Annotated in this window: 12 protein-coding genes; 5 read left to right on the top strand and 7 right to left on the bottom strand. The window is 69.8% G+C overall.

What is annotated here, in order from left to right:
• Window positions 1–344: 344 nt before the first annotated feature.
• Window positions 345–1,139: a serine protease gene (locus FMQ63_RS09730; RefSeq protein ID WP_026114115.1), complete on the top strand. Its 795-nt coding sequence runs from the start codon at window positions 345–347 to the stop codon at window positions 1,137–1,139.
• Window positions 1,140–1,154: 15 nt separating this feature from the next.
• On the opposite strand, the gene FMQ63_RS09725 is transcribed toward FMQ63_RS09730, so the two are convergent.
• Entirely contained in the window at window positions 1,155–2,015 is an 861-nt protein-coding gene (locus FMQ63_RS09725) for an SDR family oxidoreductase (protein WP_011553975.1), read from the bottom strand.
• Between the two features lie 155 nt (window positions 2,016–2,170).
• Between FMQ63_RS09725 and FMQ63_RS09720 the strand changes: the two genes are divergently transcribed.
• Entirely contained in the window at window positions 2,171–2,632 is a 462-nt protein-coding gene (locus FMQ63_RS09720; protein ID WP_011553976.1) for a universal stress protein, read from the top strand.
• 12 nt (window positions 2,633–2,644) lie between these two features.
• On the opposite strand, the gene FMQ63_RS09715 is transcribed toward FMQ63_RS09720, so the two are convergent.
• On the bottom strand, window positions 2,645–3,790 hold the full coding sequence (locus FMQ63_RS09715) for a hypothetical protein (protein ID WP_225909292.1): 1,146 nt from the start codon (window positions 3,788–3,790) through the stop codon (window positions 2,645–2,647).
• Window positions 3,791–3,849: 59 nt separating this feature from the next.
• Here FMQ63_RS09715 and FMQ63_RS09710 point away from each other — a divergent pair, with 59 nt between their 5' ends.
• Window positions 3,850–4,374 (top strand): hypothetical protein, encoded by a 525-nt coding sequence (locus tag FMQ63_RS09710; protein WP_020478112.1) that lies wholly within the window; start codon window positions 3,850–3,852, stop codon window positions 4,372–4,374.
• 1 nt (window position 4,375) lies between these two features.
• On the opposite strand, the gene FMQ63_RS09705 is transcribed toward FMQ63_RS09710, so the two are convergent.
• From FMQ63_RS09705 to FMQ63_RS09690, 4 genes are all read right to left on the bottom strand, one after another.
• Window positions 4,376–5,152 (bottom strand): 1-acyl-sn-glycerol-3-phosphate acyltransferase, encoded by a 777-nt coding sequence (locus tag FMQ63_RS09705; protein WP_171452220.1) that lies wholly within the window; start codon window positions 5,150–5,152, stop codon window positions 4,376–4,378.
• Window positions 5,153–5,170: 18 nt separating this feature from the next.
• Complete coding sequence (locus FMQ63_RS09700) at window positions 5,171–5,953, bottom strand: exodeoxyribonuclease III (protein WP_011553980.1); 783 nt, start codon at window positions 5,951–5,953, stop codon at window positions 5,171–5,173.
• Window positions 5,954–6,034: 81 nt separating this feature from the next.
• On the bottom strand, window positions 6,035–7,741 hold the full coding sequence (locus tag FMQ63_RS09695) for a lamin tail domain-containing protein (RefSeq protein WP_011553981.1): 1,707 nt from the start codon (window positions 7,739–7,741) through the stop codon (window positions 6,035–6,037).
• A gap of 131 nt (window positions 7,742–7,872) precedes the next feature.
• Window positions 7,873–8,841 (bottom strand): alpha/beta fold hydrolase, encoded by a 969-nt coding sequence (locus FMQ63_RS09690; protein ID WP_011553982.1) that lies wholly within the window; start codon window positions 8,839–8,841, stop codon window positions 7,873–7,875.
• Between the two features lie 86 nt (window positions 8,842–8,927).
• Between FMQ63_RS09690 and FMQ63_RS09685 the strand changes: the two genes are divergently transcribed.
• Complete coding sequence (locus FMQ63_RS09685) at window positions 8,928–9,710, top strand: phytanoyl-CoA dioxygenase family protein (protein ID WP_011553983.1); 783 nt, start codon at window positions 8,928–8,930, stop codon at window positions 9,708–9,710.
• Window positions 9,711–9,712: 2 nt separating this feature from the next.
• Here FMQ63_RS09685 and FMQ63_RS09680 read toward each other — a convergent pair whose 3' ends face one another.
• Window positions 9,713–11,785 carry an ATP-binding protein gene (locus tag FMQ63_RS09680; protein WP_216608642.1) on the bottom strand — a complete coding sequence of 691 codons (2,073 nt, stop codon included), beginning with the start codon at window positions 11,783–11,785 and terminating at the stop codon, window positions 9,713–9,715.
• 186 nt (window positions 11,786–11,971) lie between these two features.
• Between FMQ63_RS09680 and FMQ63_RS09675 the strand changes: the two genes are divergently transcribed.
• On the top strand, window positions 11,972–12,145 hold a 174-nt coding region (locus FMQ63_RS09675; RefSeq protein ID WP_194866437.1), incomplete at its 3' end, for a WbqC family protein.

Here is a 12,145-nt window from a genome sequence, read left to right as displayed (position 1 = left end):
TGGCCACGCCGTTCCCGGGCCGCGCCTGGACCCCGCCTCCACCGGGTCCGGACGCGGCCCTTGTATTTTTCCGGAGCCTGTCCTGGCCGGAGACAACGGCTGGGGAGCGAATTGACCCGGAACACACCAGCTCCGGACAGTCTCGCAAATCACGAAAACCACTGGCGACCCCCAGCAGGACTGTGAAGCGCCTTTACATCAACAACTGGGTTACCTGGACAGGGACGCACCAGTCGCGTGTGCCGGCGCGGCGCCCACTCCGAGGAGAGACGCTCGGAGTGGAGACATGGCACGGCGCGTGCCTTGGCGCCTCGCCGCGCAATCCAGCGCGAGGAGGTGTTCCGATGTTCCCGAAGAGCGTTCGTGCGCTGTTCCTGGTGGGAGCCCTGTCTGCCTGCGGCACCGAAGCACCTCCCGACGTTCCCAACGCGGACGGCCAGGAGCCGCTGCAGTCGCAGGAGTCCAACGTCATCGTGGGCTCGGTGAACTGGGTGAGCGCCACGACGCTGTCCGGCACGCAGCGCACGCGCTCGCGCGCGGTGGGATACCTGTCCATTCCGGCGGTGGGCTCGCGCTGCACGGCGTGGCTGGTGTCGCGGGATGTGATCATCACCAACAACCACTGCGTCGGCAGCAGCTCCGAGGCCTCCGGTGCGCGTGTGTCCTTCAACTATGAGGACGGCGTCAGCTCCACCGCTCGCGTCTGGTACAACTGCGGCACGCTGATCCGCACCTGGGCCGGCGACGACATGACGGCGCTGCGCTGCACGGCCACCAACGGCCAGCTCCCGGGTGACGTGTACGGCTGGCTGACGGTGGCCAGCGCCAACGCCGCCACCAACGCCAGCATCTACGTGCTCCACCAGAACTGCGACTACTACACGACGAGCGGCTGCACGCCGACGAAGAAGTCCTCGCCGGGCGTGGTGCGCAATGCCAACTACAGCACCACGGACCTGTCCTACGACGCGGACACGCTGGGCGGCTCGTCCGGCTCGCCCGTGCTGTCCTCGTCCTCGCACCAGGTGGTGGGCCTGCACCACATCGGCCTGGGCGGCAACTCGCAGGGCCGCGGCACGGCCAACACCGGCGTGAAGGCCACGCGCGTGAAGGCGCGCCTGGCCGAGATTGGCCTCTAGAGCCGAGCCCCCGCGTCACGCGGGTGATGGCTCGCCCGAAAGTGGCAGCGCCTGGGGGGCCTGCCGTGGTGGGAGCAGCAACTCCTCCCGCCGCAGGCCCCGCAGCGCCATCCGCCCCAGGCTCCGCTTGAGCCCGCGTGGCAGCAGTGGCAGCAGCCGCATCACCCACCGGTGCCCCAAGCCCGGGTACACCAGGGCCGCGCCGCGCTCGAAGCCGGCGAGCGCCTCGCGGGCACAGCGCTCCAGTGACAGATGGAAGAAAGGCGCCAGTGACTCCGCGCCCTCCACACCCGCTTCCCACAGCGGCCCCGGAGCTACGCGCGTCACCGTGACGCCCTGCCCCTCCACCTCCAGGCGCAGCGCCTCCGTGAAGCCGTCCAGGAAGCGCTGGGTGGCGGAGAAGGTGGCCGAGCCCGGCAGGATGAGCTGCGCCGCGCCGGAGCCGATGTTGAGGATGCCGCCCCGTCCACGCTCCAACATGGGCTTGAGCAGCCGGTGCGTCAGCAGCGCGGGCACCCAGACGTTGGCGCGCAACATGGCTTCCACACGCCCCCAGCCCTCCTGGGCATACAGCGCCTGGTCGCCTTCCGCGGCGTTGTTCACCAACACGTCCACGCGGACGAACTGCGACTCCAGCGAAGCGAGCAGCGCGTCCACCTGCTGGGGATCGCACACGTCGCAGGATTCGACGAGCACGCCCAGCGTCGGGTAGTTCAGCAGGAGTTCCTCGCGCAGGGGCTCCAGGACCTGGGCCTGATGGTCCACGAGCACCAGGGTCCGAACGCGACGTGCAAGCAGCCGGGCAAGCTCCCGGCCAATCCCCCGGGCCGCGCCGATGATCAGCACGGTTCCTTGGTCGATGGGGAGAGGACGCATGACAAAATCCTCCGTTCGTTGAGGTGCCCATCGTGCGCATGCCTTGCGCGGTCTGCCGCTCCCCCCGCAGGGTTTGCACGCCTGGACAGCAGACGACCGGCGCGGCGCTGGCACGGCTCTTCCATCTGGGGCGTGCCATGCCCAGAAAAGAAGACATGGCGACTGTTTCCCGAATCCTCGTTCCCGTGGACCTGTCGGACGGCTCCCGGGAGGTCATCGACTACGCGGTGAAGCTCGCTCGGCCTTTCAAGGCATCGGTCGAGGTGGTCCACGCCTGGGAGCCACCCCAGTACGTGGCGCCCGACCTGCTGGTGGCCGCGCCGGGGTGGAACTCCCAATCCCTGGAGCACGTCGCCGTGGAGGCCGCGACGAAGGAGCTGACGGCCCAGATGAACCAGGGGGAGCCCCCGGGCGTCCCGGTGAGCCAGAAAATCGTCGTGGGTGAGGCGGCGTCCACCATCCTCGACCTCGCCGAGCAGGACAAATGCGACCTCATCGTCATGGGCACCCACGGCCGGCGCGGCCTTCCCCGCCTGCTCCTGGGAAGCGTGGCGCAGAAGGTCGTCGCCCGCGCGTCCTGCCCGGTGCTCACCATCCACCTGTCCGAGCGGAAGTAGCGCGGACGCGCCTCACGGCCCCGGGGAGGGAGCCACCGGGGGTGCGGCCGGCTCCCCCGCCTTCCGCCGCGCGGCCAGCACCGTGGGCACGGCCAGCACCGCCATGGCGGCGACGACGAGCGCGGCGCCCACCAACTCCAAGGCCCCCGCGCCCGGCTGGCCCAGCGTGACGGACATCACCACGGTCGCGACCACTCCGGCGAGCACGCTGGACGCGCGATTCACCGGCACGCAGAAGGCATTCTCCCGCCCGTCCAGGAGGATGAGGCCGCCGAAGATGCCGGTGGCCTGCGACAGCAGTCCCACGGCGAGCTCGGAGGCCAGGTGGCCTCGCGACAAGGCCCCGGTGAAGCCGTCGCGGATGTCACCGAGCACGCCATCGCCGCCGATAAGGGCCAGCACCGCCAGGGTGCCCACCAGCACGGGCGTGGCCACCATCTGCTCCTCCACGAAGTAGCGGATGGAGACCTCACGCTCGCCGGACTTGGCCAGTTGGCTCATTGCGCGCAGCCGGAAGAAATAGGCCGCCAGGTACACGCCCACGTCCACCGTGGCCAGGAGCGTCAGCGTGGGGCTGACCGACGAGCCCGCGGCCACCGCCACCGCCGAGAAGCTCAAGCCCAAGGCCACCCATGAGGGCCAGCGCACCCGCCGTCCACTGAGGACGTCCACCAGCGGCGCCAGGACGAGCACGCCGCCGCGCATCAACAGCATCATGAAGACGATGGACGCCCCCGGCAGGGTGTACGCCAGCGTCGTGGTGCCGATGATGGCCGCCGAGCAGAGCCCCGACAGCAGCGTCCACCGCCCTGGCGCTGGCACCTGGAAGCCCCACACCTGGCGGTGCCCCGCGTAACGCCACCAGCGCATCCACGTGAGGAAGACGAACATTCCCACCAGCGAGGCCGAGGTGCTCACCGGCAGGAGCGTGAAGCCGGAGATACCCTCCCGCATGCCGGGCAAGGCGCCTCCGGACAGCGCCTTCGTCAGCGCGCTGTAGGGGGCATAGGCCACGAAGTAGCCCAGGGCGTACCCCCAGATGCTCAGGTCACGGACGTCATCATTTCGAAGGGGCGTGGCGGACAGGACGTGTTCCCGGTTGGGGGTGGAGACAGGGTTGTGCAAGCCACACGCCGGGCAGGTGACGGATGTGGGCACGCAATCGTTTCCGTGCGGGCGCGTATCCCGCGGTGTCACGGCTTTTACAGGAGCCTCGCATGCGCTCGTCCCCCATTGCCACTTTGGCCCTCGGGCTCGCCCTCGCCACCCCTGCCTTCGCCGAGGACGACGCGAAGCCGCCCCAGAAGTGGAAGGTGGTGTGCGCCACGCAGTCGAAGGACGGAAGCCGCGCCGTCCAGGGCACGGACCTCATCATCGAGGCCGGTGAGAAGGTGAAGGACGGCGTCGCCGTGGAGGGCAACGTCATCATTCGCAAGGGCGCGGTGGTGGAGGACGTCGTCGCCATCCGGGGCCGCGTCATCGTCGAATCCGGTGCCCGGGTGACGGGCAGCGCGGTGTCCCTGGGCGGAGAGGTCCGCGTCCACAAGGGCGCCGCTGTCGACGGGGACGCCATCGCCCTGGGAGGAAAGCTGAAGGTGGATCAGGACGAAGCGGTGAAGGGCGACAAGGTCAGCCTGTCCTTCGAGATTGGCGGCCGGGACATCGTGCGCGGCTTCATTGAAGACGCGCTCGACGAGGAGACTGGCTGCCACATCGTCGACGAGAGCGACAAGGACGTCTGAGTCACGCGGCGCTGGCCGGCCCCGGCGGCACGGCCGGCTCGGTGCGCGTCAGCGGCATCAGCGAAGCCCGCAGTGACAGGATCTGCTCGCGGGCCAGGTTCTTCAGCGTCTCCACGTCCGCCAGCGTCATCCCCTTGGTGGAGATGGGCGTGCCCACCGTCACCAAACCGCGCGAGGTGGCGAAGCGCCAGGAGTGCTTCGGCAGCGCCCGCCGCGTCCCGCTCACCGCCAGGGGCAGCACGTCCGCCTGCGCCTCGATGGCCAGCCGGAACGCGCCGTCCTTGAAGGGCAGCAGGTCATCCGTCTTCGAGCGCGTCCCTTCCGGGAAGATCATCACCGGCATGCCCTTGGCCAGCCACTGGCGGCACTTCGCCATGGCGCCCGTCGCCGAGTCGCGGTCGCCGCGGTGCACGGGGACGTCCCCCGCCATCCACATGCTCCAGCCCACCACGGGAATCTTGAAGAGGCTGGCCTTGCCCAGCCACTTCATCTCCCACGGCAGGTGCGAGATGAGGAACGGGTCCGCGTTGGACTCGTGGTTGCTTACGACCACCGTGTTCGGCGCGACCTTGTCCGGCACCTGGCCGTGCACGCCGAAGCGCCAGAACGGCGTCAGCTTCGCCGCGGTGACGCCGATGAGCCGGAAGCAGCGTCCCGTCACGTGGCGCTTGTGGTCGAAGGCCCAGGTCAGGATGGCCAGCGACAGCTGCACACAGAAGCCGACCAGCGCCACCAGGCCAATCTCGATCCACGTCCAGATGGAGAGCAGTGCGTTCATGAGAGCCTCGAACAAGCGTCAGCGAACCGCGGGGTCCAGGTCCACGCTCACCGGACAGTGGTCCGAGCCGAGCACGTCCGGGTGGATGCCAGCCTTGCGCACGTAGGCCATGGCCGCTGGCGAGGCCAGGACATAGTCGATTCTCCAGCCGATATTCTTCTCCCGAACGCCGGCCCGCTGACTCCACCACGAATAGTTCCCCCCACCCTTGTTGAAGTGGCGGAAGGTGTCCACCCAGCCGGCACGAATCCACCGGTCGAACTCCTCGCGCTCCTCGGGCCGGAAGCCGCTCGTCTCCCGGTTCTCCTTGGGCCGCGCCAGGTCGATTTCTTGATGCGCTGTGTTGAAGTCCCCCATCACCAGCACCCGGCCACCATCGCGCAGGGGCTTCTCCAGCCGCTCGAAGAGGCGCCGGTAGAAGGTCAGCTTGTAGGGGATGCGGCTCAGGTCCCGGTCCTTCCCGTTGCCGTTGGGAAAGTAGCCGTTCACCACGGTGAGCTTGCCGAAGCGGGCAATCTGCAGGCGCCCTTCGACGTCCAGCTCCCCCACGCCGAGCACCGTCACGACTTCATCGGGCTCCAGGCGGCTGTACAGTCCGACGCCGCTGTAGCCCGGCCGCTCCGCCGCCACGAAGTGCGTCTTCCACCGGGACGGTGAGCGCACATCGTCGGGAAGCTGGTCGGCGCGCGCGCGGACCTCCTGCAGACCAACGACTTGCGCCCGGCACCCCGCGAGCCAGGGCAGGAAGCCCTTGCGGTGCACCGAGCGAAGTCCGTTCACGTTCCACGAAACGACTCGCACGGGGAAGGCTTATGGCCCGCCCCGTGCGGCATTACCAGCCCCTACCGCACACACAGGCGGTAGGGGCGAACAGGCAGCTGGCTACGGCTCCGTGGCGCTCGCGCGGTTCTGCGGCTGGCGCGTCGGACGGAGGATGAAGTCCGCCGAGTTGTCGTTCGAGTCGTGGCCGTTGCCCAGCAGCGCGTCCGCGCCGTCGACCATGGACGCCGCGGTCGACACGGCCGAGGCCTTGCGCTCGAAGCTGCCGGCGGTGGGCGGGTACGCCGGCAAGGGGCTGCCCTCAGCGGCGTTCGCGTTGAGGTAGCCCACCGTATCCACCACCAGCGGCGAGGAGATGCCGTCGGTCAGCGCCAGCTCCGGATAGCCGACGCGCACATGGCCACCATTGCTGTTGGCGGCCAGGTTCAGGGCCGTTCCCCAGTTCGCGTCACCCGACACGGTGTTGCCGCTCGTCGAGGCATAACCACTGGCGACCACCAGGAAGTAGCCACGGGGCTGGATGACCGAGTTCGCGGGCAGCGTGAACGAGTTGTTGTAGTTCGTGCTGCTGTAGGCCTTGTACTGGACCTTCCAGCCGGAGATGTCCACCGCGCTCGAGGTCGGGTTGTAGAGCTCGATGAACTCGTCGCTGGCGCCACCGGGGCCCGCGACCGCGAACTCGCTGATGACGACGTGGCCCGTGCTGCTGCCCGCGGTCACCTGCACCGCCGCCGCGATGGACTGACCGTTCAGCGCGGCCACCAGCTGACCCTCACCGCCCGTGCTGCCCGCGGTGAAGTCGAACTTGGCGGACAGGCTGTTGGCCGGCACCGTCACCGTCACCGGCACCGTGCCGAGCGACGCGGGCTCCAGCGCGAGCTGGATGACCGTGTCCTGCGCCGGGGGAACGTCCAGCTCCACCGTGTAGCCCTGCGTCTGGCCAGCGCTCACCGAGATGACCTCGGGCGACAGCGTGGCCAGCTCAGCGGCCTGATTCGCCGCCAGCACCCGGACCGTGGCCGCACGCGTGTCGTTGCCCAGCGTGGCCGTCAGCGTCGCCTTGTCCGTCTCCGGATCCGCGGCCAGGTTCGCCGTCACCTGCACCGTGGCGGAGCGCTCACCCGGGGCGATGCGCACCAGACCACCCTGCACGTTCAGCACGGCGCTGGACGAAGTAACCTCCACCCAGACCTCCGCCGGAGCTTCCTCACGCAGACGCACCGTCAGCGCCTCGGGGAACGTCGCCCCCGTGGTGCCAGTGCGCGCGAAGGTGCCCGTCGGACCGAAGCTGTCCAGCGAGACCTGGACCGTGCCCGCGTCGGTGCCGGCGTCGTCCTCGCCCGTGCCCGCGTCGGTGCCGGAATCCGGCTCACCCGAACCACCGTCTTCATCCGAACCCGCGTCCTGCTCGCCTGAACCACCATCCTCGGTGGTGCCAGCGTCGTCCTCACCGGTGCCCGCGTCCTCGGTGGTGCCAGCGTCGTCCTCACCGGTGCCAGCGTCCTCGGTGGTGCCGGCGTCGTCCTCACCGGTGCCCGCATCCTCTTCACCGGTGCCAGCGTCCACTTCACCGGTGCCGGCGTCGTCCTCGGTGCCGGCATCCTCCTCGGTGCCCGCGTCCGGCGTGGGACGACGGCAGCTGTTGTCACAGCTGTCGTTGTTGTTTCGGTTGCCGTCGTCGCACGTCTCGCCAGCCTCGACGATGCCATTTCCGCAAACGGGCCTGACTTCAGGGTCGTCGCCACATGCGGACATGAAAAGGAGCAGTGCGGACAGCGGCGCCAGCATCTGCCGGAAGGACCAGGGCATGGGTAAAGAGTCTCCGTTGAAACTTGAAGAGCCCCCTGCATCCCATATCTGTCACCCACGACGCAATCCGGGCGGCAGTTTCCGATTTCACTGGACTCAAGCCCGGGTTTTGATCCTCCCGGCCTCCCCTCTCAGGACGGAGGCACTGGAGCGTGCTCCCCGACCTCATGGGGCGGCTCCAAGCCGTGGTCCACGAGGAAGACACGCACGGCCTCGGCGATCTCCGACCCGGCCTCCAGCAGGCCGGCGTGCCCCGCGTCATCCACCCGCATCCAATGTGCGTGCGGCATTGCGTCACGCATTCGCTCCATCTCCCCCAGCGGAACGAGCAGATCGTTGCTGGCGGCGACGATGAGCGTGGGCACCTGCACCGTCCTGGCCACGTCCCAGGCATGGCCCTCCACCATGCCCCGGAGGGTGTACCAGTAGGCCCTGGGGCTCATCCGGCGCAGGGCGAGCATGAACTCGTCGATGTCCGCCCGAGGCGCCCGGGCCCGGAGCGCCCCCACCATCCGCGCCAGGGGATAGGCGAAGCGGCTGGCCATCACCGCGTGCGCCACGGGCGCCGCCAGCGGCAGCGTGGGCGTGGCCAGCTTGAGCATGCCCCGGGTGGCGGACAGGAACGCGCGGGCCCCCGCCGAGTCCACCCCCGAGCCGAACGCCCCCGGCGCCCCGGCGATGAGCGTCATGGACGGAACCAGGTCCGGCCGCCGCCGGTACAGGTCCAGCAGGACGCGCACGCCCATGGAGAACGCCACATGGTGCGGCGGCCGCCCATCCCCCCGGGCCATCACCGCCGCGGTGATGCGCTCCAGGTCATCCACGTGCACGCGAATCTGGTACCCATCCCCCAGGGATTCATCGCTGCTGCCGTGGCCCCGGTAGTTCCAGTGCACCACCCGGTGGTCCTGCTCCAGGTTTCCCACCAGGTAGCGCCAGAAGTTCTCCGAGGAGCCAATCCCGTTCGTCAGCAGCACCGTGGGGCGGGCCGCCAGCTCTGCGTCGGCGGAGGCCTCCCGGAGGTTGCCGAAGTGGGTATGCCAGGCGACCCGGGTACCATCCGGGGCTGTCACAAAGCGCGTGGTGCGACGGTAGGGCATGCCACCTCCCACGATGAGGCGCCCGGGCCGGGGGCGCAAGCATCAACCTGCCCCGACGGGCACGTCCCGGGGTATGAGGGGGCGCCATGCTTTGCGTCGACGTGGAACGGTTCGATATCCGCCCTGCCCTGGCCCACTACGCCGAGCACGGCTACGCGAAGCTGGGCCGTGTGCTGGGTGACGAGGGCCTGGACGCGCTCCGCGAGCGGGCCGACGACCTGATGCTGGGCCGGGTCGTCCACCCGGGCCTCTTCTTCCAACCGGACGCCACCACCGGTCGCTACGAGGACGCCCCCCTGGGACTGGGCTGGCAGGGCCCCTCCCTGGACTACCGCAAGCTGGAGAAGCTGGAGAAGGACCCGCGCTTCCTGGCGTGGATGGAGAACCCGCTGTTCGAACGCATCGCCCGGGCGCTCATCCCCGGCGACATCGTCCTCTACCGCGCCATCCTCTTCCACAAGGGGAAGGCCGGCGGCAGCAACCTGCCCTGGCACCAGGATGGCGGCCGGCTGTGGGGACTCACCCACGAACCGGAGCTGCAGATCTGGACCGCGCTGGATGACGCCCCCGAGGACGGCGGCTGTCTGGAAGTCGTCCCGGGCAGCCACCGCGGCGGCCTGGTGACGCCTCTGGGCGGGGTGATTCCTCCGGACGCGGTGGCGGCGGCCGACGCTGAATCCCGCGTCCTGTCCCTGCCGGCGCGCGCCGGCGAGGCCATCCTGGTCCACAACCACCTCTGGCACCGCTCCGGACGCGGGCGCCCCGGCTTGCGCCGCCGCGCCTTCTCCGCCTGCTACATGGACGCGGTCGTGCGCTGCCTGCGCAAGAAGAAGGCCCCCCGCGTCTTCCCGCCCATGTTCCGCCGCTGACCTCAGCCCACCAGGGGCATGCGCAGCGGCGGATCCACCGGCTCCTTCGCGCGCCGTGCCACCGGCAGGGAGACGCGGAAGGTGCTGCCCCGTCCCTCCTCGCTCTCCACGGAGATGTCTCCACCGAAGCCGGTGACGATGCCGTGGCAGATGGACAGGCCCAGCCCCGTGCCCTCGCCCACCGGCTTGGTGGTGAAGAAGGGGTCGAAGATGCGGGCGCGCACCTCCGGAGGCATGCCCACGCCCGTGTCGCGCACCTCGATGATGACGCGGTCCCCTGCGCTTCGCAGGCTCAGCCGGACCTCGTGCTGCTCCGTCTGGCCCATCGGAATGGCCTGCGCGGCGTTGATGAGCAGGTTGAGGAACACCTGTCCGAAGCGGCCCTCGTTGCCCTCCACCAGCGGCACCTCGCAGTAGTCGCGGACCAACTGCGCGCGCAGCTTCAGCTCGCTGCGCGCCAGGGTGATGGCCGACTCGAGCACCGCCTGCACGTTGACGGCGGTGGCCACCTCGTCGTCGCCCCGGGAGAAGGTCCTCAAGTCCCGGACGATCTGCCGCACGCGGTGCGCGCCGTCGGTGGCCTCGCGCAGCACCTCCTCCAGCTCCGCCATGCGGCCCGACGGCAACTCCGGCGCCAGGGCGTGCAGTTCGCCCGCGAGGAACGACAGGTTGGAGAGGACGAAGGCCAGCGGGTTGTTGATTTCGTGTGCCACGCCCGCCGCCAGCGTCCCCACCGCCGCCAGCCGGTCCGACACCACGAGCTGCGCCTGCATGGCCTTGCGGTCGGTGATGTCCACCGCCACGCCCGCCAGCAGCCGCCGCCCCGAGCGCTCCCGCACGATGAAGCGGTAGGTGAGCCAGTGGCGCTCGGTGCCGTCGCGCGCGGGAACCATCATCTCGGTGATGCTCTGCTTGCCGGAGGTCAGCACCGCGTCGTCATCCCGGCGCGACTGCTCGGCGGAGGCCGCGGGCATCAAATCCACGTCGGACACGTTGGACATGTCCGCGCCCACCGGGAAGCCGAAGAACCGGCTGTAGCGCGCGTTCACCCAGATGCGGCGGCCCCGCTCGTCCTTCATGAAGGCCACCGCGGGGATGTTGTCCATGAAGGACGCGAACAGCTCCTGCGACTCCTCCAGCGCGCCCATCGCCAGCGTGTTCTGCACCATCAACTCCTGACGCGCCTGGGCCTCGGCCGCGTTGCCCATGGCCGCGCCGAGCAGACCCGCCATCAGCTCCAGCGTGCGCACGTCCCGGTCCTCGAACGTGTTCGGCCGCCGGCTGGTGACGTTGAGCACGCCCACCGGGCGGCCCTCGCGCCACAGCGGCACGCAAATCATCGACCGCGCGCCCACCTGGCGCAGCGCCGTCACGTTGACCCGGACGTCCGTCTCCGAGTCATCCGTGCGCATCACCTCGCCCTGCAGCAGGCTGGCGCCCGTGAGACTGCCCTCCACCTTCAGCCGGAAGCCGATGAAGGGCATCAGGCTGCCGCTGGCCACCAGGTAGGTCACCTCCTCGTCGGTGTCCGCCCCCAGCAGCGCCACCGCCGCGCCGTCCGCGCCGCACAACACCCGCGAGCGCTCGCACAGCAACCGCATCAGCTCGTCGAGCCCGTAGCCCGCCATCGCCACGTCCGACTGCATCTGGATGATGGAGGCCAGCCGCGCCACCTCGCCCCGCGCCTCCGCCTCGGACGTCCGCCGCTGGCGCCGCGCCGCCACCCGCCGCTCCAGCAACAACCGCCGTGAGCGCACCTGCACCGGGGTGAAGGGCTCCACCAGGAACTCGTCCACGCCCGCGGCCAGCAGCGGCTCGAGCGCCGCGTCGGTGCCTTCCCGCGCCAACCCCAGCACCAGCGGCTCCTCGGGACGGGCCCGCGTCCGCAGCGCGTCCAGCCAGCGCGCGTCCTCCACCAGGTCCGCCGCGTCCACCACCAGCACGTCCACGGGCCCGTGCCCCAGCGCCGCGCCGGCTTCCACCACGTCGGCGGTGATGAACACGGCCTGGCCCTGGCGCCGCAGCTCCTCCGCCACGGGATGCCGGTCATCAGAGGTGAGACACAGGAACTTCATCCAGTCGCTCTGCTCCGTGGCCCCAAACACACGGGGTGAAAAATACTATGATTCTGTAGCACGGCATTTCCAGCCAGGAGCGTCCTGACTGGCGGGGGTCAGGCGCACCCCATGCCCGGTGGAAACATACCGGCCGGAGGGTAAACGGGTGGCCACCGGGTGGCGCCAGGACGCTATCCTCCGCGCGTGCCGGGCATCCCTGGAGTCGTGGTCGCCGAGCAGCCGCACTACCTGCCGTGGGTGGATTTCCACGAGCAGTTGGCCCGCGCGGGGACCTTCGTCGTGCTGGACAACGTGCAGTGGCTGCGGCGCGGCTGGCAGCGGCGCACCCGGGTGGCCCTGCCCCACAACGTCCCCCAG

It is taken from the genome of Myxococcus sp. CA005 (assembly GCF_006518205.1).
In the GTDB taxonomy this organism is placed as follows: Bacteria; Myxococcota; Myxococcia; order Myxococcales; family Myxococcaceae; genus Myxococcus; species Myxococcus xanthus.
Note: the sequence above shows the minus strand (reverse complement) of the source record. Positions and strands in the feature narration are given on the sequence as shown.